Origin of the sequence: Massilia sp. Root418 (assembly GCF_001425265.1) — a bacterium.
GTDB lineage: Bacteria > Pseudomonadota > Gammaproteobacteria > Burkholderiales > Burkholderiaceae_D > Rugamonas.
In genome coordinates, this window is the sequence record NZ_LMEC01000025.1 from 346,685 (window position 1) to 372,184 (window position 25,500).

35 protein-coding genes and 1 pseudogene are annotated in these 25,500 nt (G+C 61.1%); 2 read left to right on the forward strand and 34 right to left on the reverse strand.

What is annotated here, in order from left to right; all coding sequences use genetic code 11:
* Nucleotides 1-146: 146 nt before the first annotated feature.
* The 32 genes from rplQ to creB form a co-directional block, all read right to left on the reverse strand.
* Nucleotides 147-542, reverse strand: a complete 396-nt coding sequence (gene rplQ / locus ASC94_RS28315) for a 50S ribosomal protein L17 (protein ID WP_056404269.1) — start codon at nt 540-542, stop codon at nt 147-149.
* A 122-nt stretch (nt 543-664) separates the two neighbouring features.
* Complete coding sequence (locus ASC94_RS28320; protein ID WP_026354946.1) at nt 665-1,642, reverse strand: DNA-directed RNA polymerase subunit alpha; 978 nt, start codon at nt 1,640-1,642, stop codon at nt 665-667.
* A gap of 106 nt (nt 1,643-1,748) precedes the next feature.
* Entirely contained in the window at nt 1,749-2,372 is a 624-nt protein-coding gene (gene rpsD / locus ASC94_RS28325; RefSeq protein ID WP_056404271.1) for a 30S ribosomal protein S4, read from the reverse strand.
* A 227-nt stretch (nt 2,373-2,599) separates the two neighbouring features.
* The gene (gene rpsK / locus ASC94_RS28330; protein ID WP_008444339.1) at nt 2,600-3,004 is read right to left on the reverse strand and encodes a 30S ribosomal protein S11; all 405 of its coding nucleotides are present in this window, start codon (nt 3,002-3,004) and stop codon (nt 2,600-2,602) included.
* A gap of 15 nt (nt 3,005-3,019) precedes the next feature.
* Nucleotides 3,020-3,385 (reverse strand): 30S ribosomal protein S13, encoded by a 366-nt coding sequence (gene rpsM, locus ASC94_RS28335; RefSeq protein ID WP_056404273.1) that lies wholly within the window; start codon nt 3,383-3,385, stop codon nt 3,020-3,022.
* A 27-nt stretch (nt 3,386-3,412) separates the two neighbouring features.
* Nucleotides 3,413-3,526: a 50S ribosomal protein L36 gene (gene rpmJ, locus ASC94_RS32150; RefSeq protein WP_005663407.1), complete on the reverse strand. Its 114-nt coding sequence runs from the start codon at nt 3,524-3,526 to the stop codon at nt 3,413-3,415.
* Nucleotides 3,527-3,557: 31 nt separating this feature from the next.
* Complete coding sequence (infA, locus tag ASC94_RS28340) at nt 3,558-3,776, reverse strand: translation initiation factor IF-1 (protein ID WP_005663428.1); 219 nt, start codon at nt 3,774-3,776, stop codon at nt 3,558-3,560.
* 21 nt (nt 3,777-3,797) lie between these two features.
* Nucleotides 3,798-5,132 carry a preprotein translocase subunit SecY gene (secY, locus tag ASC94_RS28345; protein WP_056404275.1) on the reverse strand — a complete coding sequence of 445 codons (1,335 nt, stop codon included), beginning with the start codon at nt 5,130-5,132 and terminating at the stop codon, nt 3,798-3,800.
* 32 nt (nt 5,133-5,164) lie between these two features.
* A complete protein-coding gene (rplO, locus tag ASC94_RS28350) occupies nt 5,165-5,596 on the reverse strand; it encodes a 50S ribosomal protein L15 (protein ID WP_056404276.1) in 432 nt (143 codons plus the stop codon).
* Between the two features lie 27 nt (nt 5,597-5,623).
* Nucleotides 5,624-5,800 carry a 50S ribosomal protein L30 gene (gene rpmD / locus ASC94_RS28355; RefSeq protein WP_050409754.1) on the reverse strand — a complete coding sequence of 59 codons (177 nt, stop codon included), beginning with the start codon at nt 5,798-5,800 and terminating at the stop codon, nt 5,624-5,626.
* Between the two features lie 11 nt (nt 5,801-5,811).
* Nucleotides 5,812-6,330 carry a 30S ribosomal protein S5 gene (rpsE, locus tag ASC94_RS28360; RefSeq protein ID WP_049817602.1) on the reverse strand — a complete coding sequence of 173 codons (519 nt, stop codon included), beginning with the start codon at nt 6,328-6,330 and terminating at the stop codon, nt 5,812-5,814.
* 10 nt (nt 6,331-6,340) lie between these two features.
* The gene (gene rplR, locus ASC94_RS28365) at nt 6,341-6,703 is read right to left on the reverse strand and encodes a 50S ribosomal protein L18 (RefSeq protein WP_028833785.1); all 363 of its coding nucleotides are present in this window, start codon (nt 6,701-6,703) and stop codon (nt 6,341-6,343) included.
* Between the two features lie 13 nt (nt 6,704-6,716).
* The gene (gene rplF, locus ASC94_RS28370) at nt 6,717-7,250 is read right to left on the reverse strand and encodes a 50S ribosomal protein L6 (protein WP_056404279.1); all 534 of its coding nucleotides are present in this window, start codon (nt 7,248-7,250) and stop codon (nt 6,717-6,719) included.
* Nucleotides 7,251-7,259: 9 nt separating this feature from the next.
* Nucleotides 7,260-7,655 (reverse strand): 30S ribosomal protein S8, encoded by a 396-nt coding sequence (gene rpsH / locus ASC94_RS28375; protein WP_056404280.1) that lies wholly within the window; start codon nt 7,653-7,655, stop codon nt 7,260-7,262.
* A 14-nt stretch (nt 7,656-7,669) separates the two neighbouring features.
* Entirely contained in the window at nt 7,670-7,975 is a 306-nt protein-coding gene (rpsN, locus tag ASC94_RS28380) for a 30S ribosomal protein S14 (protein WP_056404282.1), read from the reverse strand.
* A gap of 6 nt (nt 7,976-7,981) precedes the next feature.
* Nucleotides 7,982-8,521, reverse strand: a complete 540-nt coding sequence (gene rplE / locus ASC94_RS28385) for a 50S ribosomal protein L5 (RefSeq protein ID WP_056404284.1) — start codon at nt 8,519-8,521, stop codon at nt 7,982-7,984.
* Nucleotides 8,522-8,527: 6 nt separating this feature from the next.
* Nucleotides 8,528-8,842 carry a 50S ribosomal protein L24 gene (rplX, locus tag ASC94_RS28390; protein ID WP_056404286.1) on the reverse strand — a complete coding sequence of 105 codons (315 nt, stop codon included), beginning with the start codon at nt 8,840-8,842 and terminating at the stop codon, nt 8,528-8,530.
* An 11-nt stretch (nt 8,843-8,853) separates the two neighbouring features.
* Nucleotides 8,854-9,222, reverse strand: a complete 369-nt coding sequence (gene rplN / locus ASC94_RS28395) for a 50S ribosomal protein L14 (RefSeq protein ID WP_050409761.1) — start codon at nt 9,220-9,222, stop codon at nt 8,854-8,856.
* Between the two features lie 252 nt (nt 9,223-9,474).
* Nucleotides 9,475-9,747: a 30S ribosomal protein S17 gene (rpsQ, locus tag ASC94_RS28400; RefSeq protein ID WP_056404288.1), complete on the reverse strand. Its 273-nt coding sequence runs from the start codon at nt 9,745-9,747 to the stop codon at nt 9,475-9,477.
* Nucleotides 9,744-9,935: a 50S ribosomal protein L29 gene (rpmC, locus tag ASC94_RS28405; protein ID WP_056404290.1), complete on the reverse strand. Its 192-nt coding sequence runs from the start codon at nt 9,933-9,935 to the stop codon at nt 9,744-9,746. The genes rpsQ and rpmC overlap by 4 nt, the downstream gene beginning before the upstream one ends.
* A 12-nt stretch (nt 9,936-9,947) precedes the next feature.
* Nucleotides 9,948-10,367 (reverse strand): 50S ribosomal protein L16, encoded by a 420-nt coding sequence (gene rplP / locus ASC94_RS28410; RefSeq protein WP_056404292.1) that lies wholly within the window; start codon nt 10,365-10,367, stop codon nt 9,948-9,950.
* A 2-nt stretch (nt 10,368-10,369) separates the two neighbouring features.
* The gene (gene rpsC / locus ASC94_RS28415; RefSeq protein ID WP_056404295.1) at nt 10,370-11,188 is read right to left on the reverse strand and encodes a 30S ribosomal protein S3; all 819 of its coding nucleotides are present in this window, start codon (nt 11,186-11,188) and stop codon (nt 10,370-10,372) included.
* A gap of 9 nt (nt 11,189-11,197) precedes the next feature.
* Entirely contained in the window at nt 11,198-11,530 is a 333-nt protein-coding gene (gene rplV, locus ASC94_RS28420) for a 50S ribosomal protein L22 (RefSeq protein WP_177307311.1), read from the reverse strand.
* Complete coding sequence (gene rpsS / locus ASC94_RS28425; RefSeq protein WP_050409767.1) at nt 11,527-11,802, reverse strand: 30S ribosomal protein S19; 276 nt, start codon at nt 11,800-11,802, stop codon at nt 11,527-11,529. Before rpsS ends, rplV begins: the two co-directional genes overlap by 4 nt.
* 9 nt (nt 11,803-11,811) lie before the next feature.
* On the reverse strand, nt 11,812-12,639 hold the full coding sequence (gene rplB / locus ASC94_RS28430; protein ID WP_056404299.1) for a 50S ribosomal protein L2: 828 nt from the start codon (nt 12,637-12,639) through the stop codon (nt 11,812-11,814).
* Entirely contained in the window at nt 12,639-12,956 is a 318-nt protein-coding gene (gene rplW, locus ASC94_RS28435; protein WP_056404300.1) for a 50S ribosomal protein L23, read from the reverse strand. The genes rplB and rplW overlap by 1 nt, the downstream gene beginning before the upstream one ends.
* Nucleotides 12,953-13,573 (reverse strand): 50S ribosomal protein L4, encoded by a 621-nt coding sequence (rplD, locus tag ASC94_RS28440; RefSeq protein ID WP_056404301.1) that lies wholly within the window; start codon nt 13,571-13,573, stop codon nt 12,953-12,955. The genes rplW and rplD overlap by 4 nt, the downstream gene beginning before the upstream one ends.
* Nucleotides 13,574-13,576: 3 nt before the next feature.
* A complete protein-coding gene (gene rplC / locus ASC94_RS28445) occupies nt 13,577-14,233 on the reverse strand; it encodes a 50S ribosomal protein L3 (protein ID WP_056404304.1) in 657 nt (218 codons plus the stop codon).
* A gap of 220 nt (nt 14,234-14,453) precedes the next feature.
* A complete protein-coding gene (locus tag ASC94_RS28450; protein ID WP_229417440.1) occupies nt 14,454-17,264 on the reverse strand; it encodes a TonB-dependent siderophore receptor in 2,811 nt (936 codons plus the stop codon).
* A 251-nt stretch (nt 17,265-17,515) separates the two neighbouring features.
* Complete coding sequence (gene creD / locus ASC94_RS28455) at nt 17,516-18,952, reverse strand: cell envelope integrity protein CreD (protein WP_056404306.1); 1,437 nt, start codon at nt 18,950-18,952, stop codon at nt 17,516-17,518.
* Between the two features lie 97 nt (nt 18,953-19,049).
* On the reverse strand, nt 19,050-20,540 hold the full coding sequence (gene creC / locus ASC94_RS28460) for a two-component system sensor histidine kinase CreC (protein ID WP_056404308.1): 1,491 nt from the start codon (nt 20,538-20,540) through the stop codon (nt 19,050-19,052).
* Nucleotides 20,537-21,304, reverse strand: coding sequence for a two-component system response regulator CreB (gene creB / locus ASC94_RS28465; protein ID WP_056404310.1), 768 nt, complete (start codon nt 21,302-21,304; stop codon nt 20,537-20,539). Before creB ends, creC begins: the two co-directional genes overlap by 4 nt.
* A gap of 218 nt (nt 21,305-21,522) precedes the next feature.
* On the opposite strand from creB, the gene ASC94_RS28470 reads away from it, so the two are divergent.
* A complete protein-coding gene (locus ASC94_RS28470) occupies nt 21,523-22,977 on the forward strand; it encodes a PLP-dependent aminotransferase family protein (RefSeq protein WP_157201622.1) in 1,455 nt (484 codons plus the stop codon).
* Nucleotides 22,978-23,089: 112 nt separating this feature from the next.
* Nucleotides 23,090-24,157: a PEP-CTERM sorting domain-containing protein gene (locus ASC94_RS28475; RefSeq protein ID WP_056404312.1), complete on the forward strand. Its 1,068-nt coding sequence runs from the start codon at nt 23,090-23,092 to the stop codon at nt 24,155-24,157.
* Between the two features lie 140 nt (nt 24,158-24,297).
* On the opposite strand, the gene rpsJ is transcribed toward ASC94_RS28475, so the two are convergent.
* Both rpsJ and ASC94_RS33935 read right to left on the reverse strand, forming a co-directional pair.
* Nucleotides 24,298-24,615 (reverse strand): 30S ribosomal protein S10, encoded by a 318-nt coding sequence (gene rpsJ, locus ASC94_RS28480; RefSeq protein ID WP_028101676.1) that lies wholly within the window; start codon nt 24,613-24,615, stop codon nt 24,298-24,300.
* Between the two features lie 178 nt (nt 24,616-24,793).
* A pseudogene (locus ASC94_RS33935) lies at nt 24,794-25,500 on the reverse strand (EF-Tu/IF-2/RF-3 family GTPase); the annotation flags it as partial.

Sequence of the window (25,500 nt, forward strand, 5' to 3'; positions counted from 1 at the left end):
GGTACACCGGCCTGGCGGGTTACGCTGAGCGCACCGCGGCTCCGTATTCCGTAGGGCGGGTTAGCGGCGATGCCGCGTAACCCGCCAACACGTGCCGGCAAAAAAAAAGCCAGGCAGAGCCTGGCTTTTTTCTCACGCAGCGTAAATTACGCTTCGTCGGCTACTTCAACAGCTTCGGTGATCTCTGGACGGTCCAGCAGTTCAACGTAAGCCATCGGAGCGTTGTCGCCTACGCGGAAACCCATTTTCAGGATGCGCAGGTAACCGCCGTTGCGGTTGGCGTAGCGTGGGCCCAGTTCAGCGAACAGTTTCAGAACCATTTCGCGGTCGCGCAGGCGAGCGAACGCCAGGCGCTTGTTGGCCAGGGTGTCGGTCTTGCCCAGGGTCAGGATCGGCTCGATCACGCGGCGCAGTTCCTTAGCTTTAGGAACGGTGGTCTTGATGGCTTCATGACGCAGCAGGGAAACGGTCATGTTGCGCAGCATAGCCAGGCGGTGGGACGAGGTACGGTTCAGCTTACGGAGGCCGTGACGGTGACGCATGGTACTTCCTTTCGATGGTGTTTAATGCCAGGTTCTTCGATCGCCAGGACTCTCGTCAGGGCGCGGACCGGTTCATATGGGTTAAACGCCCCCGGCACATGCCGGGGACGGGTACAGCAAAATTACTTCTCCAGACCTGCAGGCGGCCAGTTCTCCAGCTTCATGCCCAGAGTCAGACCACGCGAAGCCAGCACTTCCTTGATTTCGTTCAAGGACTTGCGGCCCAGGTTCGGCGTCTTCAGCAGTTCGTTTTCCGAACGCTGGATCAGGTCGCCGATGTAGTAGATGTTTTCCGCTTTCAGGCAGTTGGCCGAACGTACGGTCAGCTCCAGGTCGTCCACTGGACGCAGCAGGATAGGATCGACCAGCGGAGCGCGCGATGGCGCTTCGGCGGCGGCTTCCGTGCCTTCCAGGGCAGCGAAGACATTCAACTGGTCCACCAGGACGCGGGCCGACTGGCGGATCGCTTCTTCCGGCGTGATCACGCCGTTGGTTTCGATGTTGATGATCAGCTTGTCCAGGTCGGTACGCTGTTCCACACGGGCCGATTCCACGGCATAAGACACGCGGCGCACTGGCGAGAACGACGCGTCCAGGATGATGCGGCCGATGGTCTTGTTGGTGTCTTCGGACAGGCGGCGGACGTTGCCCGGCACATAGCCGCGGCCTTTTTCCACTTTGATCTGCATGTCCAGCTTGCCGCCAGCGGTCAGGTGGGCAATCACGTGGTCCGGATTGATCAGCTCGACGTCGTGCGGCAGGTCGATGTCCGATGCCAGGACGGCGCCTTCGCCTTCCTTCTTCAGGGTCAGGGTGACGGAGTCACGGTTGTGGACTTTGAAGACCACGCCCTTCAGGTTCAGCAGCAGATCAACCACGTCTTCCTGGACGCCGTCCAGCGACGAGTACTCGTGCACCACGCCGGCGATCGTCACTTCGGTCGGCGCGTAGCCGATCATGGACGACAGCAGCACGCGGCGCAGCGCGTTGCCCAGGGTGTGGCCATAGCCACGCTCAAACGGCTCCATCACGACTTTAGCGTGACCGGCGCCCAGGGCTTCGACGTCGATGATACGTGGTTTCAACAAACTGTTTTGCATGAAATGTCCTTTTCAATACCCTCGGCTCATTACACCGATAAGGCTGATGGCATTAGTGAAAAAGCCCACTGGGCGTAACCCAGTGGGCGGAAGCTACTTACTGCGATTAACGCGAGTACAGTTCGACGATCAGCGATTCGTTGACGTCGTGCGCGATTTCGTTACGCTCTGGCAGCGACTTCAGGGTGCCTTCCATCTTCTTGGCATCCACCGATACCCAAGCTGGCATGCCAACTTGTTCAGCCAGCGACAGGGCTTCCAGGATACGGGTCTGCTTCTTGGCCTTTTCGCGCACGGCGATCACGTCGCCGGTCTTGACAGCGTAGGAAGCGATGTTGACCACGTTGCCGTTCACGGTGAAGGCTTTGTGCGATACCAGCTGGCGCGCTTCAGCGCGGGTCGAGCCGAAGCCCATGCGGTATGCAACGTTGTCCAGGCGGGTTTCCAGCAGGGACAGCAGGGTTTCACCGGTGTTGCCCTTGCGGCGGTCGGCTTCTGCGAAGTAGCGGCGGAACTGGCGTTCCAGGATGCCGTACATGCGCTTGACTTTTTGCTTTTCGCGCAGCTGGTTGCCGAAGTCCGAGGTGCGGGCGCCCGACTTCACGCCGTGCTGGCCTGGCTTGACGTCCAGTTTGCATTTCGAATCCAGCGAGCGGCGTGCGCTCTTCAGGAACAGATCAGTGCCTTCACGGCGGGACAGCTTTGCTTTTGGTCCGATATAACGTGCCACGGTGATTTCCTTTAAATATGACGCCCCAGCCGCTGCGCAATGCGGGCGGTTAGGCGCTAGTCCAGCTCACTTTCAGCTTGGACGGTGGCTGACAAAACGAAAAACCCGTCGAAATCCATCCGACAGGCGAGAACAGCCGGACAGTATAGCCGTTTCCGGCCCACTGTTCCAGCGGTTTTTTGCTTCCAAGAGGACGACGCCGACAGCCTAAGCTGCCGGCAGCATCATTAGATACGACGACGCTTAGGAGGACGGCAGCCGTTGTGCGGTACTGGGGTCACGTCCTGGATCTCGGTGATCTTGATGCCCAGGTTGTTCAGTGCGCGCACGGCGGATTCGCGGCCAGGACCTGGGCCCTTGATACGCACTTCCAGGTTCTTGACGCCGCACTCAACAGCCACTTTACCAGCGGCTTCAGCAGCAACCTGCGCTGCGAACGGGGTCGATTTGCGCGAACCCTTGAAGCCAGCGCCACCGGAGGTCGCCCACGACAGCGCATTGCCCTGACGGTCGGTGATGGTGATGATGGTGTTGTTGAAGGAAGCGTGAACGTGTGCGATACCTTCTGCAACGTTCTTCTTGACCTTCTTGCGTACGCGAGCTGCTGCTGCGCTGCTTTGTTGCTTAGCCATAATATTTTCCTAAGATTATTTCTTCAGCGATTGAGCGGCTTTGCGCGGGCCCTTGCGGGTACGCGCATTGGTGCGGGTGCGCTGACCGCGGACCGGCAGGCCCTTGCGGTGACGCATGCCGCGGTAGCAGCCCAGATCCATCAGACGCTTGATGTTCATCGACAGTTCGCGGCGCAGGTCGCCTTCAACTACGAACTTGCCGATTTCATCACGCAGCTTTTCCAGTTCGCTGTCGTCCAGATCTTTGATCTTCTTGTTGGATGGAACACCCGTCGCCTGGCAGATGAACTGCGAGCGTGGGCGGCCGATACCGTAGATGGCGGTCAGGCCGATAACGGTATGTTGGTGGTTTGGGATGTTAACCCCTGCAATACGTGCCATTCGTTATTCCTCGATAAATAACGGTTATTAACCTTGACGCTGCTTGTGACGCGGTTCGACGCAGATTACGCGGACCACACCTTTGCGCTTGATGATCTTGCAGTTGCGGCAGATGCGCTTGACTGAAGCGTTAACTTTCATTTTTGCACTCTCTTCTAGTACGATTGTTTATTTACTTGGTCCGGAACACGATGCGGGCCCGGCTCAGATCATAAGGTGTCAGTTCGACCGTCACCTTGTCGCCAGGAAGGATGCGGATATAGTTCATCCGCATTTTACCCGAAATGTGCCCGAGCACCACGTGCCCGTTTTCCAGCTTCACTCGAAATGTTGCATTGGGGAGATTCTCCAGAATCTCGCCTTGCATCTGTATGACGTCGTCTTTTGCCATTTTTCGTTATGTTTGCCGCGCTTAACGCTGCGGAATCCCGCCCTTGAAGTTTGCTTTGCGCAGCAGCGACTCATATTGCTGCGACATCACATAGTTTTGCACCTGGGCCATGAAATCCATGGTCACAACCACAATAATCAACAGGGAGGTGCCGCCAAAGTAGAAGGGAACCTTCCACTGGGCTTGCATAAACTCCGGCAACAAACACACCAGCGTGATGTAGACGGCGCCGGCCAGCGTCAATCGCGTCAGGATCTTGTCGATGTAGCGGGCAGTCTGCTCACCGGGACGGATCCCTGGCACAAAGGCCCCGCTCTTCTTCAAGTTGTCCGCTGTTTCCTTGCTGTTGAACACCAGCGCGGTATAGAAGAAACAGAAGAACACGATTGCAATGGCGTACAACAATGCATGGATCGGCTCGCCGGGACTCAACGAGGCCGCCAGGTCTTTCATGAAACCGACGACCGGGCTGGACTTGTCGGCGCCCTTCGAGAACCACTCCACGAGCGTAGCCGGGAACAGGATAATCGACGATGCGAAGATCGGCGGGATCACGCCGGCCATGTTCAGCTTCAGCGGCAGGTGGCTGGTTTGGCCACCGTAGATCTTGTTGCCGACTTGACGCTTGGCGTAGTTGACCAGGATCTTGCGCTGTCCACGTTCCACGAACACCACGACGAAGGTAACCAGGGCTACCAGCACCACGATGAGGATGGCCGAGAAGCTGCCGATCGAGCCCGTCGACACCTGGGAGAACAAGCCACCCAGTGCGCCAGGCAGACCGGCGGCGATACCGGCGAAGATGATGATGGAGATGCCGTTACCGAGACCGCGCTCGGTAATCTGCTCCCCCAGCCACATCAGGAACATGGTGCCGGTCAACAGCGTCACGATCGTCACGAAGCGGAAGCCCAGGCCAGGATCCAGCACCAGGCCAGGCTGCGATTCCAGTGCCACGGACACACCCAGCGCCTGGAACAGAGCCAGTGCCACCGTCGCATAACGGGTGTACTGGGTGATCTTGCGGCGGCCGGATTCGCCCTCCTTCTTCAGCGCCTCCATCTGTGGCGACACGATCGACAGCAACTGCATGATGATCGAGGCCGAGATGTAGGGCGTAATACCGAGCGCAAACACCGTAAAGCGGGACAAGGCGCCACCGGAGAACATGTTGAACATGCCCAGGATGCCGCCTTCCTGTTGCTTGAACAGGGCCGCCAGCTGTACCGGGTCGACACCCGGTACAGGAACGTGAGCGCCGATACGATACACCACCAATGCGCCAAGCAGGAACCACAGGCGGCCCCAAGGGAAGCCAGCCGCGGCGCTCTTAGCAAGTTGTGGGTTGGTCGCCAATTTTCGCTCCGATCTAGCTGTTAGCTATCAGCTCAGGCTACCGAGCCGCCAGCCGCTTCGATGGCCGCTTTCGCGCCCGCGGTGACTTTCAGGCCTTTGACCACGACGGCTTTGGTGATTTCGCCGGAGGCGATCACGCGCACGTCGCGGGCCAGCACGCCCAGCACGCCGGCTTGCTTCAGGACCAGAATGTCGACTTCGCCGGTCGGCAGGTTGTTCAGGTCGGACAGGCGCACTTCAGCTTTGAAGGTGGCGTTGAGCGACTTGAAACCGCGCTTAGGCAGACGGCGTTGCAGAGGCATCTGACCGCCTTCGAAACCGACTTTGTGGAAGCCGCCCGAACGCGATTTTTGACCTTTGTGACCACGGCCGGAGGTTTTACCCAGGCCGGAGCCGATACCGCGACCGACGCGACGCTTGTAGTGCTTCGCGCCGTCTGCTGGTTGAATGGTATTCAATTCCATTGATTTCTCCAGATCATAAGCCGAAGCTTACGATACGACTTTCACGAGGTAGGCGACTTTGGTGATCATGCCGCGTACCGATGGGGTGTCCTGCAGCTCGGAAACCGAGTTGACGCGGCGCAGACCCAGGCCACGCACGGTGGCGCGGTGGTCTTGACGAGTGCCGATCAGGCCCTTCACCAGTTTGACTTTGATAGTGCTCATGTGGTTTCCCCTTAAGCCAGGATGTCTTCCACCGACTTGCCGCGTTTCGCAGCGATGTCAGCAGCAGTACTGATTTTCGACAGGCCGTCCAGGGTCGCGCGCACCAGGTTGTATGGGTTGGACGAACCGGTGGATTTCGCCACCACGTCCGTCACGCCCATCACCTCGAAGATCGCGCGCATGGCGCCACCAGCGATCACGCCGGTACCCGGCTTGGCTGGCATCATCATCACTTTCGACGCGCCGTGGCGGCCGATGACGGTGTGATGCAGCGTGCCGTTTTTCAGCGGCACTTTGATCAGGTTGCGGCGGGCTTCTTCCATTGCCTTTTGCACACCCACTGGCACTTCTTTCGATTTGCCTTTACCCATGCCGATGCGGCCATCGCCGTCACCAACTACGGTCAGCGCCGCGAAGCCCATGATACGACCACCCTTGACCACTTTGGTCACGCGGTTGATCGCGATCATTTTTTCGCGCATGCCGTCATCCGGCTTGTCGCTTTGCATTTTAGCTTGCATTTTTGCCATGATCGTACCCTTAGAACTTCAGACCGGCTTCGCGGGCAGCTTCTGCCAGCGCTTTGACACGGCCGTGGTAACGGAAACCGGAGCGGTCGAACGCAACTTCGGTGATTCCTGCTTTCAGTGCTTTTTCTGCTACGCGCTTGCCCACCAGTGCGGCGGCAGCGGCGTTGCCACCCTTGCCCGATTTGCCGGCCAGTTCTGCGCGCACTTCCGCTTCCGCGGTCGAGGCCGAAACCAGTACTTTGGCATCCGGGGAGGTCAAGTTTGCATAGATGTGCAGGTTGGTGCGGTGTACCGACAGGCGGTTCACTTTCAGCTGCGCAATCTTGATCCGGGTTTGACGTCCGCGACGCAGACGAGATTCTTTTTTATCCATCGTCAGCCCCTAATTACTTCTTCTTGGTTTCTTTGATCTTAACCACTTCGTCCGAATAACGGACGCCCTTGCCCTTGTAAGGCTCAGGAGCGCGGTAAGCGCGAACTTCAGCGGCCACCTGGCCAACCTTTTGACGGTCGATACCCTTGATCAGGATCTCGGTCGGGGTCGGGGTTGCCACGGTGACGCCTTCTGGCATCGCGTGCACAACCGGGTGCGAGAAGCCCAGCGACAGGTTCAGCTTGTCGCCAGCGGCTTGCGCCTTGTAACCCACGCCAACCAGGTTCAGCTTCTTCTCGAAGCCCTTGGTGACGCCGGTGACCATGTTGTTCACCAGCGCGCGCAGCGTGCCGGACATGGCATTGGCTTCGCGGCTGTCGTTGGCCACGTCGAAGGACAGGGTGCCAGCGTTGTTTTCTACTTTCACCTGGCCATTGAGGGCCTGGGTCAGTACGCCCAGCGGGCCTTTTACGGTGATCGCTTGTGCGGAGATGGCGACTTCAGCGCCAGCTGGCACAGCGATAGGCATTTTAGCTACACGAGACATTATTGCTCCTTACGCGACGTAGCAGATGACTTCGCCGCCGACGCCGGTAGCGCGTGCTTTGCGGTCGGTCATGACGCCTTGCGGGGTCGACACGATGGCAACGCCCAGGCCGTTCATCACGGTTGGGATTTCATCCTTGCCCTTGTACACGCGCAGGCCCGGACGGGACACGCGCTCAAGGCGCTCGATAACAGGACGGCCTACATAATATTTCAAACCGATTTTGAGTTCCGACTTGCCACCGGCTTCGGCGACAGCGAAATCTTCAATGTAACCCTCGTCCTTGAGGACGTTGGCAATCGCTACTTTGACTTTCGACGATGGCATGGCCACGGTCGTTTTTTGAACGCCTTGGGCGTTGCGAATGCGGGTCAGCATATCGGCGATAGGATCGCTCATACTCATTGCTTGTTCTCCTATTACCAGCTGGCTTTAGTCATACCCGGAATCTCACCACGCATGGCGAATTCACGGAGCTTGATACGGCCCAGACCGAATTTACGGAAGGTGCCGCGTGGACGACCGGTGACGGCGCAACGGTTGCGCTGACGGGTCGGAGCGGAGTTACGTGGCAGCGCCTGCAGTTTCAGGCGGGCTTCGTAACGCTCTTCTTCCGTCTTCGACTGGTCGTCGATGATGGCCTTCAGCGAGGCGCGCTTGGCAGCGAATTTGTTTGCCAGGTCGACACGCTTCTGTTCACGGTTAATCAGTGCGAGTTTTGCCATGATCTATTAGTTCCTGAACGGGAATTTAAAGGCGGCGAGCAGAGCTTTCGCTTCGTCGTCGGTCTTCGCGGTGGTGGTGATCGAGATGTTCATACCACGCAGCGCATCGATCTTGTCGTACTCGATCTCTGGGAAGATGATCTGTTCTTTAACACCGATGTTGTAGTTGCCGCGACCGTCGAACGAACGACCGGACACGCCACGGAAGTCACGCACGCGCGGCAGGGCCACGGTGATGAAACGATCCAGGAACTCGTACATGCGGGCGCCGCGCAGGGTCACCATGGTACCGATCGGATAGCCTTCGCGGATCTTGAAACCGGCGATAGCTTTGCGCGACTTGGTGGTCACAGGCTTCTGGCCGGCGATCTTGGTCAGGTCGCCAACAGCGTGCTCCAGGACTTTCTTGTCAGCGATTGCTTCGCCCACACCCATGTTCAGGGTGATCTTGGTCAGGCGTGGCACTTCCATTACCGACTTGTAACCGAATTTCTCGGTCAGCTCGGCAACGATTTTGTCTTTATAGACTGCTTGCAGACGGGCCATTTCTTATTACCCTTTCACTACTTCGCCGGAGGACTTGAAGACGCGGACTTTTTTGCCATCCACTTCCTTGAAGCCTACGCGATCTGCCTTACCGGTCGCAGCGTTGAACAGAGCAACGTTGGACACGTGAATAGGCATGGTCTTGTCAACGATGCCACCAGTTACGCCAGTCATCGGGTTCGGCTTGGTCGCTTTTTTAGCGACGTTGACGCCCTCAACCACGACATGCTCAGCGTCTACACGCTGTTGCACGGTGCCGCGCTTGCCCTTGTCTTTACCGGTCAAAACGATGACTTCGTCGTTTTTACGAATCTTATCCATTTGCTGACTCCTTACAGGACTTCCGGTGCCAGGGACACGATCTTCATGAACTTCTCAGTGCGCAGTTCGCGCGTGACAGGTCCGAAGATGCGGGTACCGATCGGCTCCAGCTTGGCGTTCAGCAGCACGGCGGCGTTGCCGTCGAACTTCACCAGGGAGCCGTCTTGGCGGCGCACACCTTTAGCGGTACGCACAACCACAGCGTTGTAAATTTCACCTTTTTTGACACGGCCGCGTGGCTGGGCAACCTTGACGGTTACCTTGATCACGTCGCCAATGCCAGCGTAACGGCGCTTGGAGCCGCCCAATACCTTGATGCACATGACTTCTTTGGCACCGGTATTGTCGGCCACTTCGAGCCGGCTTTCAGTTTGAATCATAGTATTCTCTTTCCCAACTTAAGCCGAAGAATCCACACAATGCGGACCTCTCGGTCAGTCTTGGTCCCGCCAGTGATTCGCATCACTGTTTGGGTGCTTGACCTTCGTACAAGTACTGACCGCAGGTGCGCGTCTGCGGAGAGACACTTTGCGGCGATACATGAGCGAAGCCCGCAAGTATCACATAAAACCTGCGGGCTTGCAAGAACTAATTGAAAACCGCCACCGTCTGGGACGGCGGCGGCTGGTCAATTAAACGATTTGTGCAGCTTGCACTACACGAGTCACCGTCCACGCCTTCGTTTTGGAGATCGGACGGCCTTCCTGGATCTCGACCGTATCACCGGCCTTGACTTGGTTGGTTTCGTCGTGTGCGTGGTATTTAGCCGAACGCACAATGATCTTGCCGTACAGAGGGTGCTTCACGTGACGTTCGATCAGAACGGTAACGGTCTTGTCCATCTTGTCGGACACCACTTTACCGATCAGCGTGCGCTTGAGCGACTGTTTCACTGGTTGGTTCATTTGGCTTCCTTCAGATTCATTACCGTCTTCACACGCGCGATGTCGCGGCGTACCTTCTTGAGCTGCGAAGTGTTGCTCAGCTGCTGCGTAGCGACTTGCATACGCAGACCGAACTGGGCCTTCAGCAGGTCGTTCAGCTCTTTTTGCAGAGCTGCCTGGTCTTTGCCGCGGAGTTCAGATGCTTTCATATTTCACTCCTATTATTGGCCAACCTGGCGCACCACGAAGGTGGTAGCCAGGGGCAGTTTGGCAGCAGCCAGGCGGAACGCTTCGCGCGCCAGTTCTTCTGCGACGCCATCCATTTCGTACAGTACTTTACCTGGCTGGATTTCAGCCACGTAGTACTCTGGATTACCCTTACCGTTACCCATACGGACTTCGGCAGGCTTGTTCGAAATTGGCTTGTCCGGGAAGACGCGAATCCAGATACGGCCGCCACGTTTGATGTGACGGGTCATGGCGCGACGCGCTGCTTCGATTTGACGTGCGGTGATACGACCGCGAGCAACTGCCTTCAGACCGAATTCGCCAAACGACACGGCGGTGCCGCGGCTGTGCGAAATGCCGGTGTTGCGGCCTTTCTGCTCTTTACGATACTTCCTGCGTGCTGGTTGCAGCATGGTTATTCTCCTGCTTTCTCAGCTGGTGCAGCGGCGGCCGGTTTCGCGGAACGCACACGGGCAGCACCTGCCGGGGATGGTTTAGCACCGGCTGGACCTGGACGTGGGCGGCCCGAAGGCTTGCCGTCGTCGCGGCGTGGACCGCGGCTTTTCTTCTCGTCGGCCGGGGTCTCGATGACTGGTGCTTCGCCGGTGGCGGAGCGGTCGCCCTTGTAGACCCAGACTTTCACGCCGATGATGCCGTACGTGGTCGCAGCTTCGCTGGTGCCGTAGTCGATGTCGGCGCGCAGGGTATGCAGAGGCACGCGGCCTTCGCGGTACCATTCCTTACGCGCGATCTCGATGCCGTTCAGACGGCCCGACGACATGATCTTGATGCCCAGGGCACCCAGACGCATGGCGTTTTGCATCGCGCGCTTCATCGCGCGGCGGAACATGATGCGCTTTTCCAGCTGCTGCGAGATCGAATCGGCGATCAGCTGCGAGTCGATTTCCGGCTTGCGGATTTCTTCGATGTTCACGTGCACCGGCACGCCCATGATCTTGGTCAGCGCCGACTTCAGTACTTCGATGTCTTCGCCTTTTTTACCAATGACCACGCCTGGACGCGAGCTGTAGATCGTGAAGCGCGCGTTCTTGGCTGGACGCTCGATGACGATGCGGCCAACGGAGGCGTTCTTCAGTTTCTTTTTCAGGAAAGCACGTGCTTTCAGGTCTTCGTTCAGCATGGCAGCGAAATTGCCGTTGCCTGCATACCAGCGCGAAGCCCAGTTACGGGTGACCGCCAGACGGAAACCGGTTGGATGAATTTTCTGACCCATCGTGGCTCCTTAGTTACCGACAGTCACGTACACGTGACAGGATTGTTTCGAAATGCGGTCGCCACGGCCCTTTGCACGCGCGGTGAAGCGCTTCAGGATCGGGCCCTTTTCGACGTAGATCGTTTTCACGAACAGTTCGTCGATGTCGGCACCATCGTTGTGCTCGGCGTTCGCGATTGCGGACTCCAGCACTTTCTTGATGATGGCCGCGCCTTTTTTAGGGCTGAATTGCAGAATGTTCAGCGCAGCGTCAACCTTCTTGCCGCGGATCAGGTCAGCCACCAGGCGGCCCTTTTGATCCGACAGGCGCACGCCTTTGAGGATAGCTTTGGTTTCCATTATTTCTTAGCCTTTTTGTCAGCAGCGTGGCCCTTGAACGTACGGGTCAGCGCGAATTCGCCGAGCTTGTGACCAACCATGTTTTCGGAAACATACACAGGCACGTGCAGTTTGCCGTTGTGCACAGCGATCGTCAGACCGATGAAGTCAGGCATGATCGTCGAGCGGCGCGACCAGGTTTTGATTGGCTTTTTGTCTTTGGTCGCTTGCGCGGCTTCGACTTTTTTCACCAGGTGGGCGTCACAGAACGGCCCTTTTTTCAATGAACGAGTCATGGTTTATCCTTATTTCTTGCCGCGGCGCGAGACGATCATCGAAGAAGTACGCTTGTTGCTGCGGGTCTTCTTACCCTTGGTCTGCTGGCCCCATGGGGACACTGGATGACGACCTGCTGCCGTTTTACCTTCACCACCACCGTGCGGGTGATCGACCGGGTTCATGACCACACCGCGAACGGTAGGACGAACACCGCGCCAGCGCATCGCGCCAGCCTTACCGATCTTGCGCAGGCTGTGTTCGGCATTGCCGACTTCGCCTACGGTCGCGCGGCACTCGATGTGCACGCGGCGCACTTCACCCGAGCGCAGGCGAACCTGGGCGTAGGTGCCTTCGCGGGCCATCAGCACCACGCCGGCGCCGGCGGTACGGGCCATCTGGGCACCCTTACCTGGCAGCATTTCGACACAGTGCATCACGGTACCGACCGGGATGTTGCGGATAGGCAGGCAGTTGCCCGACTTGATAGGCGCTTCCGAACCGTTCATCACGCTGTCGCCGACGCTCATGCCCTTGGTGGCGATGATGTACTGGCGCTCGCCGTCGGCGTAGCACAGCAGGGCGATATTCGCGGTGCGGTTTGGATCGTATTCGATACGTTCCACTTTCGCAGGAATGCCATCCTTCTGACGCTTGAAGTCGATCAGGCGATAGTGCTGCTTATGACCACCGCCGATGTGGCGGGTGGTGATGTGGCCGTTGTTGTTACGGCCGGCAGTTTTGGATTTCTTTTCAACCAGGGCAGCGAACGGACGACCTTTGTACAGGTCCGGGTTCACTACCTTCACCATGCCGCGACGGCCTGGGGAGGTTGGCTTCATCTTTACGAGTGCCATTATTTAGCCTCCTCGGAGAAATTGATTTCCTGGCCAGGCTTCAGGCACACGAAAGCACGCTTGGTGTGGTTGCGGCGACCGATGAAACGGCCCGAACGCTTAACCTTACCTTCGCGGTTGACGGTTTGCACCGACAGGACTTCAACCTTGAACAGCAGTTCAACGGCTGCCTTGATCTCAGGCTTGGTCGCATCCGGCAGTACGCGGAATACGATTTGCTCGTTCTTTTCCGCGACCATGGTGGCCTTTTCGGAAATGACCGGAGCCTGCAGCACCTTCATCAGGCGCTCTTCGCTGTGTTTGATGACTGCGCTCATGCCAGCATCTCCTCAATCTTGGCCAGTGCCGCTTTGGTGACCAGGATCTTCTTGTAGAAGACCAGCGACATTGGATCTGCGTGACGTGGCTCAACAACCAGCACGTTCGGCAGGTTACGGGAAGCCAGTTCCAGGTTTTCTTCGATGTTGTCAGCGATGATCAGCACCGATTCCAGACCCATGGCGTTCAGCTTTTGCGACAGCAGCTTGGTCTTTGGAGCTTCGATGGCGAAGTCTTCAACAACAACCAGGCGCTCTTCGCGAGCCAGTTGGGACAGGATCGAGCAGATACCGGCGCGGTACATCTTCTTGTTCACTTTGTGGGTGAAGTTCTCGTCAGGCGAGTTCGGGAAGATGCGACCACCGCCGCGCCACAGTGGCGACGACGACATACCAGCACGTGCACGGCCGGTACCTTTTTGGCGCCATGGCTTCTTGGTCGTGTGGTGGACTTCTTCGCGGTCTTTCTGCTTACGGTTGCCGCTGCGAGCATTGGCTTGGTAGGCAACCACGATCTGGTGGATCAGGGCTTCGTTGTAATCACGGCCGAAGACGGTGTCAGCGGCGGCAACGTTGGAAGATGCTTGACCTTGAGCATTCAGGAGCTTGAGTTCCATCGATTAAGCCCCTTTCTTTGCTTTGACTTTGACAGCAGGCGAGACGACCACTTGGCCGTTTTTCGCGCCTGGTACCGCGCCTTTGACCAGCAGCAGCTGACGGTCGGCATCGATACGAGCGATTTCCAGATTCTGGGTGGTAACAGTAACGTCACCCATGTGGCCGGTCATGCGCTTGCCTGGGAAAACACGGCCCGGATCCTGCGCCATACCGATCGAACCTGGTACGTTGTGCGAACGCGAGTTACCGTGGGTCTGACGACCGGAGGCAAAGTTGTGACGCTTGATGGTACCGGCGTAGCCCTTACCGATGCTCGTGCCCTGAACGTCGATCTTTTGACCAACTTCGAACAGCGAAGCGGCGATAACTTCACCAGCTTTCAATTCTGCAGCTTTAGCAGCGTCAACGCGGAACTCTTTCAGCAGAGTACCGGCTTCAACACCAGCTTTAGCGTAGTGACCGGCTGCGGCTTTGGTCACGCGGGAAGCGCGACGTTGACCGAAGACGACCTGAACAGCGGAATAACCATCCGTTTCAGGGGTTTTGATTTGCGCAACGCGGTTGTTCGACACGTCCAGCACGGTGACTGGGATCGAATCCCCATCATCCGTGAAGATGCGCATCATGCCAACCTTGCGACCGAGGAGGCCTAGGCTCATTTTTTCTCCATTCCCACCTACGATTGGGCGGGGCTTTGTTTAACTACAAAAATTAGTACGGCCCGTAAAAAGATGGAATCCATACCGAAGCCGGCTAGTGTAGCGTGAAAAGACTCTTGACGCAACAACTTAGTACGGGGTATGTCAATTAAAAAAGGCCAGGCGTTGCCGCCTGGCCTCGGTACTCCGGGGATGCCGGGTACTACTTCACGCTAGCTGCTTATTTGAACTCGTAAGCAGCGGTCACGCCGATGGTGCGCATGCCCGGGCTGGTGAAGGAGTAGCCATCACGCCAGCGCACAGCCTGCTCGCGGTCGAACAGGTTGTTGATGTACAGCGCCAGGGTGGTGCCCTTGATGCCGCGGTAGTTCACGTTGTAGTCCACCACGGTGCGGCCATTGACGCGGTTGCAAGCGCCCATGAATTCAGCGGCAACCTTCTGGGTTTCGCAGTAGGTCGGCGAATCTTCGCTGTTGTTGGCGTAGCCGCTGCTGTAGTGGATGGTCAGGCCCTGGGTCAGGTCACCGGTCTTCAGGGTTGGGCGCAGCTTGGTGCGCAGGCGTGGACCGTAGTCATAGCTGCCGAAGTAGTTGCGGCCGTACTCGCCGGTACCCACGTCAAACACCTGGTACTTCCAGTTGTACACGCCTTCCAGCTTCACGCTCAGGTCGCCGATGCCTTCCAGCTTGTACTTGGTGGCGCCTTCGAAGTCGAAGCCGGACACGCGCGTCTTGCCGCTGTTGACGTACGGGTTGTACACCAGGCCCAGCGAGCCGATGCCGCCGAAGTTGGTGGTGGTGGCTGGCGCGTACTTCTTGACGATGGACAGGAACTCGTTGTCGGCAGCGCTGCTGTCGATACGCACCAGCTGGCCGGCCGGCAGCGACGCTTCCGCGCGCAACACGTCGGCCACGGTGCGGGTGCCGATTTCGTCTTTACGCTCGATCTTGAAGAAGTCCAGCGACAGCCAGGTGTTCTTCAGCGGTTCCCACACGGCGCCCACGGTGAACGACTTCGAGGTTTCCGGCTTCAGCTCGGGATTGGACGACACGAAGCTCGGCAGACCGGCCAGGCAGTCATTGTTGCGGAAGGTGTTGGCACGCTGCTTGTCGATGGTGGTCGCACCGGCCGCTTTCTGCACGATATTGTTCAGTTCAGTAGCGATAGGGCAACGGCGCAGGTCGTTGACGTTGGTGGCGACCGAGCTGCGGCCCAGGCCGTTACCGGTCTCGACGATGTTCGGTGCGCGGAAGCCGCCCGAGGCGGTGGCGCGCAGCAGCAGGCTGTCCAGGGCGTTGATCTTCAGGCCCAGTTTCGGCGACACGTGCACGTCGGCTTCGCCGGACTTGTCGGCACGCAGGGCTGCGGTCAGTTCCACGCGTTTCAGCAGCGGTGCGACGGCTTCACCGAACACGGCGTACTGGGTCTGGGTATCCTTCACCTGCAGGCCGAAAATGCCCACCAGGTCGCCGCGCAGCACGTTGTCCGAGCTGGCCATTTCGTAGGACTGATGGCGCACGTCGGCGCCCACTGCGAAGTTCAGCGGACCGGCCGGCAACTGCGCCGCTTCGCCGGTGATGGTGCCGTCGATGAAGTACGTCTTCGACTTGCCGGCGGTGGTACGGACCGGGAACATGGACTCCAGCAGCGCGGTGTCGTTGGTCTGGCCGAATTTGTAGGTCTTGTTGACGATCGCGTCGGTGTAACCCTTGGCGCTCACGGCGCGGGTGGCCTTGGTGGCGTCGGAGATCATGTAGCCGGCGGCCGATTTCCAGTCGTAGTTGCCCAGGCTGCCCGACAGGGACAGCATGGCGCGCGACTGGTTGGCGTCGGTCTTGTTGAAGTTGAAGCCGTCGCCGGTGTCCATCAGGCGCGCGCGGTATTCGGTCGCCACGGCGTATGGGTTGCTCGGGTGGCCGACCGGCAGCTTCGGATAGGAGAACGGACCGACCATCTTGCCGTCGATGGCGTTGTACCAGACGCTGGTGGAGGAAGTGGTGCCGCCATTGTTGGTGCTGAACGGCGCGACGATGTAGTCGGTCTTGGAGCCGGAAGCGGTCAGTTCGAACTGGGCGTCGATGCTCGAGCCGATGCGGAAGTGGGTGTTGCTGGCAACTGCCCAACGCTCGTTGCTGGTGGTCTGGCCGGCGTACGGCAGCGCATCCCATTTGCATGCCTTGTCGACCGGGTCGATGTCGGCCGGGTCGCAGGCTTTCGACGCGGTGACCACGCCGTTCACCAGGTAGTTACCTTTAGGCGAGAAGGAGCTCTTCGCATCCCAGGTCGAACGGCCCGGGGTCGAGCGGTGCCAGTCCGGTACACTGCTGCGCAGGTCGCCGGTGCTCCAGCCATCGTTGCGGTAGCCTTCCACGCTCAGGTAGGTGTTGAAGCCGTTTTTCTCCACGTCGCCCCAGCCAACGATTGCCGCCACGTTACGCGTGCGGTAATCCTTGAAACCGTCCATGGTGGTGTAGTTGGCCTTGATCTTGGCGCCGACGTAATCCTTGCGCAAGATGAGGTTGACCACGCCTGCGATAGCGTCGGAACCGTAGATCGCGGAGGCGCCGTCTTTCAGCACTTCAATGCGCTCAATCGCTTCGGAAGCGATGGCATCGAGGTTGGTGAAGTTTTCCTGCGCGCCGTCGGCCAGGCCGTACGGTGCGATGCGGCGGCCATTGACCAGCACCAGGGTCGACACTTTGCCGATGTTGCGCAGTTCGACGCCGGACGAACCGGTGGCGAAGCTGCCGCTGCTGGCGGTGGCCGAGTTGATGTTGGCATCCACGCCGGCGATCGACGTCAGTACGCCCAGCGCGGTTGTGGCGCCGGTGCGCTCGATGTCGGCACGGGTCAATACTTGAACGGAGCCAGCGGACTCGGTCTCGGTGCGCTTGATGCTCGAACCGGTGATTTCAACGCGCTGGACTTTTGGTTCCGGCGCAGGGGCTTGCTGGGCGAAGGCGGTTTGCGAGAAGGCCACAGCCAGGGCTGCAGCGATCGCGCGCTTCTTAAGGATCGGCGTGTGGTTCAAAACTACTCCCAAGTGTTGTTTGACTATCAACTTATAATGTGCTGCCATCTTTCGCGGGAAGCCGGGTGGCGGTTCCGATCTATGATGGCAACTTGATAGCATTACTTAATTCATTGCTACAACGCAAGAGGGAGAAAACAAATTCCGCACAATCTTTCGAATTGGCCGCCAAACCGTTGTTTTCCGTCACAAACTTTTGTTTGTGTAACGCAGAGTCTCGTGAGAATCTGAAATAACGGTTAAAAAGTCCATCAATTCCCGAGTTGATACCAGTCCACTTTGCGGGTCGCGACCATCAGCGCAGCCAGGACGGCAAACAGCAGCAGGCTGCCCAGCACCAGGGCGTTGTTTTCCGAGATCAGCAGGCCGTACAGCGCGCCGTACAGGAGGATGAGGCCGCTGCCGAAGGCCAGGCCGCGCCAGCGGTCGCGCAAGACATAGCCCAGGTAGTAGGACAGCAAGCCGATGCAGGCAGCGCTGGCGCCCAGGTAGGCCAGCGCGAAGTCGACGTGTTCAGACAGGCCCAGCAGCAGCAGGAAGAACAGCGCCAGCGCCAGTCCCACCAGCGCGTACTGCACCGGGTGGATCGGCAGGCGCTTGAGGATCTCGAACACGAAGAAGGCGGCAAAGGTCAGCGCCACGAACAGCAGGCCGTACTTGCTGGCGCGGTCGGCCTGGCTGTAGATGTTCACCGGTTCCACAAAGGCCACGCTGAACGAGTCCAGCTGCGCCGCGCCGCCTATCCCTGCGCCGGATGCCGCGCCACGCACCAGCGCGGCCTGGGCCACCGCGGCGGCAGCCGGCGTGCCGGGCGCCGCCCCGCCCTTCCAGCCTTCCTGCGCCTGGGCCGCCAGCAGCATCTGCACATTGGACGCCAGCGACGGCACGCGCCAAGTGGCGCTGAACCCGGCTTCGGACACCTTGCGCTCCTCCGGCAGGAAGCGTCCGCCGAACTGCGGATGCGGCCAGTTCGACGTCAGCGCCACCACGTTGTTGCGCCCGACCGGCACGAAATGCTGCCGCTCCATGCCGGCCAGGTTCAGCTTGAAACTGAATTTGACGGGCGCGGCGCTCCCTGCCCCGCCGGCCAGCGTGTCCGGCGGCAGCAGGGCGTGCATGCCGCCCTGCCAGGCGCCCAGCAGCGCGCCCTGCCCGAATTCCAGCAGCGTGCCGTTCCAGCTGATTTTCGGGATGGCGCGCACGCCGCGCACGTCGGCGATGGGCAGCGACACGTACGGCCGCCCCACCGCCGCGATGCGCGCGTTGCCGCCGCTGCGCGGCAGCTCGGCCGCCGGCGGCAGGGTGAACGTGCCGCTGAAGTCGTACTGCCCGTTGTAGACCAGCACCTGGTGTATGCCCCGGTAGCGGCGCTCGGTGCCGACGTTGCCGCCCACCTTCAGCTCGTCCGGATACACCAGGTGCAGGCGGCGCACGGTGGCGGTCTTGGTGCGCGGCGGCTCGTCGGCGCCGCCGCTGACACGGGTATCGATTTCCTCGCTGTAGGGGACGACCAGCACGGGGCCGATCACGGTCTGTTCGCCGACCGAGTCTTCGGCGATGCTGCGGGCTGCATCGTCGCGGTAAGCCATCCGCTCGCGGACGGTGGCCTGTATCATCAGCAGCGGGATGCAGAGCAGCAGCATCAGCGCGGCAATGATGCCGACCTTCATAAGCAATTTCTTTTGCATGGCGCTTCCTTGGGTTGGAAAAGCGGCCAGTGTAGGAAACGCGCGCGAAGCGACGATGCGTTTTGTGTGCAGTGGCGATGAAGTGCCGGACGATTTATTAAATCGCCAGCGGCAGCGGCAGGGCCAGCCGCGCGCAACAGCCGCCGCCCGGCGCGCTGGCGACGCTGACCGTGCCGCCGTGCAGCGCCGCCACCTCGCGCACGAACGGCAAGCCCAGGCCGGTGCTCTTGCCGCCGCCGGGACGCGGCAGCGAATAGAAGCGCTCGAACAGGCGGCCGGCAGCATAGGCCGGCACGCCAGGCCCCTGGTCGCAGACGTCGATGCCCACTTCGTTGGCGGCGCGCCAGAGCGCAATGCGCACCACGCCGCCACGCGGCGAAAAACCGATGGCATTGTCCAGCAAGTTGCCCAGCGCCTGGCGCAACAGCAGCGCATCGCCGCGCACCAGCAGGGCTGCCCCTTGGCCTGCGCTATCGCTGCCGTCACCCGGCCCGCCACCCACGCCTGGCAGGGCCGCATCGGCATACTCCAGGGCCACGCCGGCGGCGGCCAGCGCGCCGGCAAAGTCGCCGCCGGCCTGCCGCGCCAGCGCGTGCAGCTCCACGCTCTCGGCAGCCTCCAGCCGTTGCTGCTGCTCCACGCGCACCAGCGCCAGCAGCTTGTCGATGAGCTGCTTCTGGCGCGCATTCTGGCTCACGATATTGCCGAGGAAATGGCGCCGCTCCTGCTCCGGCATCTCTTCCTGCAGCAGCTCGGCCGATGCCTGGATGGCCGCGATGGGCGACTTCAGCTCGTGCGCCAGCGTATGCATCAGCTGCTCGGCGTACTCCTTGCCCTCCAGCCGCGCGCGCATGGCTTCCAGCGCCCGTCCCAGGGTGCCGATCTCGCTCTTGCCCAGTTCCGGCAACACCACCTTGCGGCCCGCCTCCACCGCCGACACATAGGCCATCAGCTTGCCCAGCGCGCGCGCCAGCCAGGAGGTGACGGCCAGGCCGATCAGCAGCGACAGCCCCAGCAGCACGGCGCCGCCGCGCAGGATGCTCTGCTGGCTGCGCTCGACGAACGCCTGCACGCTGGCGTTGGGCTTGGCCACGGTCAGCACGCCGATCAGCTTGCCCTGCTCCAGGATGGGCGCGGCCACGTGCATCACCGTGCTGTCTTCGTCATCCGGATTGGAACGGGTGCTGCGGGCGCCGTATTTGCCGCGCAGCGTCAGGTAGACATCGTTCCAGCGCGAATAGTCCTTGCCCGTGTCGCGGCCGTCGCTGTCGAACAGCACGATGCCCCTGGCGTCGGTGATGTAGACGCGGTAGTCCAGGCGCTCGCGGTCGATGCCGCTGACGCTGGCGCGGATCGGGCCGTGCAGCGCGTCGCGCATGCGCGCCATGGTGCCCGACGACTGCAGCGTGCCGGCCTTGACGTCGCCCGCTACCGCCGCCGCCAGCATGTGGGCGGTGCCCACCAGCGTATCCTCCTGCGTGGCGCGCACGCCGGGCTTGACCTCCGCCATGAACACGTTCAGCAAGAACCACGCAGCCAGGCCGACCACCAGGAAGTAGCCCAGCAGGATGCGCAGGCCTATCTTCATGCGGAAGCCAGGCTGTAGCCGAGGCCGCGATGGGTCTGGATCGGATCGGCGTCGGGCGCCACCGCGCGCAGCTTGGCGCGCAGCGATTTCACGTGCGCGTCCACGGTACGGTCCAGCGTATCGGAGGCGCCGGTCCAGACGCGGTCCATCAGCTGCGCGCGCGACAGCACGTGGCCGGGATGCTCGATCAGGGTTTTCAGCAGCAGGTATTCATAGCGGGTCAAATCCAGCGCCTGGCCGCAGTACAGGATGCGCGCCTCCAGCGCGCGCAGCTCCAGCCCGGACACCTGGCGCGTGGCGGGAGCGGACTGCGCGGTGAGCGCGCCCGGCCCGTCCGGCGCGGCGCCCGGCTGCGGGGCGGTGTGGTCCGGCGCGCGCGGGGCCGGCGGCGCCATCCGGCGCAGGATGACGCGGATGCGCGCCACCAGCTCGCGCGGCGAGAAAGGCTTGGTCACATAATCGTCCGCGCCGATCTCCAGTCCCACCACGCGGTCGATCTCGTCGCTGCGGGCGGTGAGGAAGATGACGGGCGCGTCGGAAAACTGGCGCAGGCGGCGGCACACTTCGAGCCCGCTCATGTCCGGCAGGCCGATATCGAGCACCACCAGCTCTGGCACAGGGTGGCCGCCATCACCACGCATGGCCGCCAGCGCCAGCTCGCCCAGCGTCACATGCAGCGGCGCAAAGCCATCGGTACGCAGCGCATAGGCAATGCCGTCCGCAATCGCCTGCTCATCCTCCACGATCAGGATACTTCTCGCCATAGCAATTCCACAAGTTCAACACCCGCAGACTCTACCGCCGCCCGCCCGCAAAGTCCACTCCGGGCCGCGGCGAATGCTTACTCGGGCAACTGCACCTGCTCGGGCGCGGCGATCAGTCACGGCTGCAAGCCAGGCGTGTTGCGCATCACGGGTCTTGTATGGATAATTCGCTTTGGAAACAGTGCAATCCGCGACAAAATCCGTACATCGAGATCAGAATGCCCCCAACACCATCCATACAAGACCTGGCCTGGCTGGGACAATTGCGTCCGCACGGCGGTCCGCGCTACCTGCAGATCGCCGAGTTCATCGAGCGCGCGCTGTCGGAAGGCCGCCTGCAGCCGGGCGACCGCCTGCCGCCGCAGCGCAGCCTGGCGGCCAGGCTGGAGGTGGACCTGACCACCGTCACACGCGCCTATGACGAGGCCAAGCGGCGCCACCTGGTCGAGGGCAGGGGCGCCGCCGGCACCTACGCCGCCGCGCCCAAGGTGGAACTAGCGCCCATGCTGGACCTGAGCATGAACATCCCTCCCCCGCCGGCCGGCGTGGATTTCGACGACATGCTGAAGCAGGGCCTGAGCCAGGTACTGATGCGCACCGACAGCGACTTGCTGATGAGCTACCAGCTGGGCGGCGGCAGCCAGGCCGACCGCGCGGCCGGGGCAATCTGGCTGGCGCCCATGTTCGGCAAAGTGGACCAGGACCATATCGTGGCCTGCCCGGGCGCGCAGTGCGCGCTGGCGGCGCTGATCCTGGCGCTGTCGGAACCGGGCGACGTGATCCTGTCCGAACCCGCCATCTATCCCGGCCTGCGCGCGGCAGCGCAGCAGCTGGGCCGGCGCGTGGTGGCGGTGGACGTGGACGCCGACGGCATGCGGCCGGATGCGCTGGAAAAGGCGTGCAGGCGCTACCGGAAACAGCACCGCGCCAGCCTGGTGTACCTGAACCCGACCTTGCAGAACCCCACCGCCCACACCATGTCCGAGCAGCGCCGGCGCGAGATTGCGCGCACGGCAGTGCGCTGCAGCGCGGCCATCATCGAGGACGATCCCTACTGGCTGCTGGCCGATGGCGGAGCGGAAAGCGGAAGCGGCGCCCCTCCCCCTCTGGCCAGGCTGGCGCCGCGCCATGTCTACTATATCTCGACGCTGTCGAAATGCCTGGCGCCGGGCCTGCGCACTGCCTTCGTGCTGCTGCCGGACGGCGGCGTGCGCGAGCGCTTCCTGCAAGCGCTGCGCGCCATGGTGCTGATGCCGTCTCCGCTGGCCGGCGCGCTGGTGACGCAGTGGCTACACGACGGCACCGCGCAGCGCCTGCTGGCCGGCGTGCGCGAAGAAGCGCACGCGCGCCAGCAACTGGCCGCGCACATCCTGGCTGGCCTGCAGTTCGCGCCTGGCGGCGGGAGCAGCGGGAGCAGCGCCGGCATCCACATCTGGCTGGGCCTGCCCGATTACTGGCGTTCCGCGCAACTGGCTGCCGCCGCGCATGACGAGGGCCTGGCGGTCAGCGCATCGGATGCGTTCAGCGCCCCCGACAGCAACGCACCCGCGCCGAACGCCATCCGCCTTTCACTGGGCAGCATCCGCGAACGGGCGCGCCTGGCTGGCGCCTTGCGCAAGCTGTCGCATTTGCTCGGACGCAAACCTGCTGCACTGCGCTCAACGATAGTTTAACGGCGGCACAGTAGCGCCGTAGCGGCAGCGGGTTAACGATAATGCAAGCAGGCTCCGGGCTGGAGCCGCGCGCAGTCCTTTTCGTTTCCCGCAGCTTTTCAAGGAGAATAACGTGAAGATCGTCCAACTCGGCCTGGCGGCAATGCTGCTGTCCGGCGCCACCCTGGTCCATGCAGTTCCCAGCTACACCATTACCGCCATCGGGCCCTCCGGCAGCTATGCGCAGGACATCAACAACGCCGGCACGGTGGTCGGCTACAGCGGTGCCCAGTCCGGCTTTATCTACAACCACGGCAACTACACCACGCACAGTGTGCCCGGCGCCGAATCGACCTCGTTCGGCAGCATCAGCAACAACGGCGTCGTGCTGGGCGAGGCCAGCCTGCCGGCCGGCTCGGGCTATGCGCTGCGTTACGCCAACGGCAACTTCACCGTGTATGCGCCGCCCGCCGGCTACAACATCGTTCAGCTCAGAGCAATCAACAACGCCGGCGTAATGGTGGGCAGGTACGGGGGCGCCACCTCCTCGGCCTTTTCCGATAACGGCAGCGGGCCGCAGTTCCTGACGCCGCCCGGCATCAACAGCTACGCGCAGGATATCAACAACAGTGGCACCATCGTCGGCAACGTCATCACCAGCGGCACGTCGCATGCCGTGGTGTACGACAACAGCAGCAGCGGCTACAGCCTGGTGGGCAGTTTCGCCAATAGCAGCAGCGCCTCCGCGATCAACGACAGCGGCTGGATAGGCGGCTCCTACAGCATCTCGGCCCTGCTGCGCGGCGCCTTCCTGCGCGATGGGCAGGGCAATATGACGCTGTACAGCCTGCCTAACCGGGAAATGTTCCTGAACGACGTCAACAACAGCGGCATGGCGGTGGGCACCGGCTGGGCCAGCAGCTCGCCGGACTCCTGGGCTTACCTGTTCACCGACAACGGCGCAGTGGACCTGAACACGAGGGTGCTGAACGGCAGCGACTGGACCATCGTGGCCGCTTCCGGCATCAACGACAGCGGCAGCATCTCCGGCACCGGCTGCCGCCAGTCCACCGGCTTGTGCCAGGCCGTGCTGCTGGAGGTGAGTCCGGTGCCCGAACCGGGCGCTTGGGCCATGCTGCTGGCCGGCCTGGCCACGGTGGGCGCCGGCGGCTACCGCGCGCGGCGCCGGCGCGGCGCGTGATGCAGCCAGCGCAGGCAGTGCGGGCAGTGCAAGCAATGCGGCGCCCGTAAACGGCACTGGGGCCGGGAGCTGCGCACGCGCAGGTCCCGGCCCCAGTGGGCTGGCGGCAGGCTGTTGGGCCGCCGCCTGGCCGAAATCAATTATTGCAGTTTGATTTCTACGTCCACGCCAGCTGGCAGGTCCAGCTTCATCAGCGCGTCAACGGTCTTGTCGGTTGGGTCGACGATGTCCATCAGGCGCTGGTGGGTGCGGATTTCGAACTGGTCGCGCGAGGTCTTGTTGACGTGCGGGGAACGCAGCACGTCGTAACGCTGGATGCGGGTTGGCAGAGGTACTGGACCTTTTACCACGGCGCCGGTGCGCTTCGCGGTGTCAACGATTTCCAGAGCGGACTGGTCGATCAGCTTGTAGTCGAAAGCTTTCAGGCGGATACGGATTTTTTGGTTTGGTGCGGACATGTTAATTCCTTAAAAGAACGAACCGGCGCGGGCGCGCACGGCAATAAGTGAACCAGGTAAAGATAAAGCGACAGCTAAGAGGCGAGATGATACCACCGAAATGGCCAGCATGCTCAGCCCTGCGACAAAAAAAGGCAGCGCCGCGAGCGGCACTGCCTTCTTGTCTTACCCTAGCTAATTAGGCCAGGATTTTTGCTACAACGCCGGCGCCGACGGTACGGCCGCCTTCGCGGATTGCGAAGCGCAGACCTTCTTCCATCGCGATCGGGTTGATCAGCTTGACGGTGATCGACACGTTGTCGCCTGGCATAACCATTTCTTTGTCCGCTGGCAGTTCGATCGAACCGGTCACGTCAGTCGTACGGAAGTAGAACTGTGGACGATAGTTGTTGAAGAACGGGGTGTGACGGCCGCCTTCGTCTTTCGACAGAACATAGATCTCGCCGGTGAAGTGGTTGTGCGGCTTGATCGAGCCTGGCTTCGCCAGACGTCTTCACGCTTGGTGCCGCGCAGCAGCAGGCCAACGTTGTCGCCGGCTTGACCCTGGTCCAGCAGCTTGCGGAACATTTCCACGCCGGTGCAGGTGGTCTTGACGGTGTCGGTGATACCAACGATTTCGATTTCTTCGCCGACTTTGATGATACCGCGCTCAACGCGACCGGTAACAACAGTGCCGCGGCCCGAGATCGAGAACACGTCTTCTACTGGCATCAGGAAGGCGCCGTCCACTGCGCGCTCTGGCGTAGGGATGTAGCTGTCCAGTGCGTCGGCCAGTGCCATGATGGCTACTTCGCCCAGAGGACCGGTGTCGCCGTCCAGTGCTTTACGTGCCGAACCTTTGATGATAGGCAGGTCGTCGCCTGGGAACTCGTATTTCGACAGCAG

What these genes read in the sequence shown, in the direction of transcription:
- rplC (WP_056404304.1), bottom strand. Translation starts at nt 14,233, where the DNA reads ATGAGCCTAGGCCTCCTCGGTCGCAAGGTTGGCATGATGCGCATCTTC.
- rplB (WP_056404299.1), bottom strand. Translation starts at nt 12,639, where the DNA reads ATGGCACTCGTAAAGATGAAGCCAACCTCCCCAGGCCGTCGCGGCATG.
- rplF (WP_056404279.1), bottom strand. Translation starts at nt 7,250, where the DNA reads ATGTCTCGTGTAGCTAAAATGCCTATCGCTGTGCCAGCTGGCGCTGAA.
- rplN (WP_050409761.1), bottom strand. Translation starts at nt 9,222, where the DNA reads ATGATTCAAACTGAAAGCCGGCTCGAAGTGGCCGACAATACCGGTGCC.
- rplQ (WP_056404269.1), bottom strand. Translation starts at nt 542, where the DNA reads ATGCGTCACCGTCACGGCCTCCGTAAGCTGAACCGTACCTCGTCCCAC.
- ASC94_RS28470 (WP_157201622.1), top strand. Translation starts at nt 21,523, where the DNA reads ATGCCCCCAACACCATCCATACAAGACCTGGCCTGGCTGGGACAATTG.
- rplE (WP_056404284.1), bottom strand. Translation starts at nt 8,521, where the DNA reads ATGGCCCGTCTGCAAGCAGTCTATAAAGACAAAATCGTTGCCGAGCTG.
- creD (WP_056404306.1), bottom strand. Translation starts at nt 18,952, where the DNA reads ATGCAAAAGAAATTGCTTATGAAGGTCGGCATCATTGCCGCGCTGATG.
- rpsE (WP_049817602.1), bottom strand. Translation starts at nt 6,330, where the DNA reads ATGGCAAAAATGCAAGCTAAAATGCAAAGCGACAAGCCGGATGACGGC.
- creC (WP_056404308.1), bottom strand. Translation starts at nt 20,540, where the DNA reads ATGAAGATAGGCCTGCGCATCCTGCTGGGCTACTTCCTGGTGGTCGGC.
- rpmC (WP_056404290.1), bottom strand. Translation starts at nt 9,935, where the DNA reads ATGAAAGCATCTGAACTCCGCGGCAAAGACCAGGCAGCTCTGCAAAAA.
- rpsC (WP_056404295.1), bottom strand. Translation starts at nt 11,188, where the DNA reads ATGGGTCAGAAAATTCATCCAACCGGTTTCCGTCTGGCGGTCACCCGT.
- creB (WP_056404310.1), bottom strand. Translation starts at nt 21,304, where the DNA reads ATGGCGAGAAGTATCCTGATCGTGGAGGATGAGCAGGCGATTGCGGAC.
- rpsM (WP_056404273.1), bottom strand. Translation starts at nt 3,385, where the DNA reads ATGGCACGTATTGCAGGGGTTAACATCCCAAACCACCAACATACCGTT.
- rpsK (WP_008444339.1), bottom strand. Translation starts at nt 3,004, where the DNA reads ATGGCTAAGCAACAAAGCAGCGCAGCAGCAGCTCGCGTACGCAAGAAG.
- rplR (WP_028833785.1), bottom strand. Translation starts at nt 6,703, where the DNA reads ATGGATAAAAAAGAATCTCGTCTGCGTCGCGGACGTCAAACCCGGATC.
- rpmJ (WP_005663407.1), bottom strand. Translation starts at nt 3,526, where the DNA reads ATGAAAGTTAACGCTTCAGTCAAGCGCATCTGCCGCAACTGCAAGATC.
- rplW (WP_056404300.1), bottom strand. Translation starts at nt 12,956, where the DNA reads ATGAGCGCAGTCATCAAACACAGCGAAGAGCGCCTGATGAAGGTGCTG.
- rpsS (WP_050409767.1), bottom strand. Translation starts at nt 11,802, where the DNA reads ATGACTCGTTCATTGAAAAAAGGGCCGTTCTGTGACGCCCACCTGGTG.
- rpsJ (WP_028101676.1), bottom strand. Translation starts at nt 24,615, where the DNA reads ATGTCCGCACCAAACCAAAAAATCCGTATCCGCCTGAAAGCTTTCGAC.
- rplP (WP_056404292.1), bottom strand. Translation starts at nt 10,367, where the DNA reads ATGCTGCAACCAGCACGCAGGAAGTATCGTAAAGAGCAGAAAGGCCGC.
- rpsH (WP_056404280.1), bottom strand. Translation starts at nt 7,655, where the DNA reads ATGAGTATGAGCGATCCTATCGCCGATATGCTGACCCGCATTCGCAAC.
- rplX (WP_056404286.1), bottom strand. Translation starts at nt 8,842, where the DNA reads ATGGATAAGATTCGTAAAAACGACGAAGTCATCGTTTTGACCGGTAAA.
- rplD (WP_056404301.1), bottom strand. Translation starts at nt 13,573, where the DNA reads ATGGAACTCAAGCTCCTGAATGCTCAAGGTCAAGCATCTTCCAACGTT.
- rpmD (WP_050409754.1), bottom strand. Translation starts at nt 5,800, where the DNA reads ATGAGCACTATCAAAGTCAAACTGGTGAAGGGCCTGATCGGCACTCGT.
- rpsQ (WP_056404288.1), bottom strand. Translation starts at nt 9,747, where the DNA reads ATGAACCAACCAGTGAAACAGTCGCTCAAGCGCACGCTGATCGGTAAA.
- rpsN (WP_056404282.1), bottom strand. Translation starts at nt 7,975, where the DNA reads ATGGCAAAACTCGCACTGATTAACCGTGAACAGAAGCGTGTCGACCTG.
- rplO (WP_056404276.1), bottom strand. Translation starts at nt 5,596, where the DNA reads ATGGAATTGAATACCATTCAACCAGCAGACGGCGCGAAGCACTACAAG.
- infA (WP_005663428.1), bottom strand. Translation starts at nt 3,776, where the DNA reads ATGGCAAAAGACGACGTCATACAGATGCAAGGCGAGATTCTGGAGAAT.
- ASC94_RS28320 (WP_026354946.1), bottom strand. Translation starts at nt 1,642, where the DNA reads ATGCAAAACAGTTTGTTGAAACCACGTATCATCGACGTCGAAGCCCTG.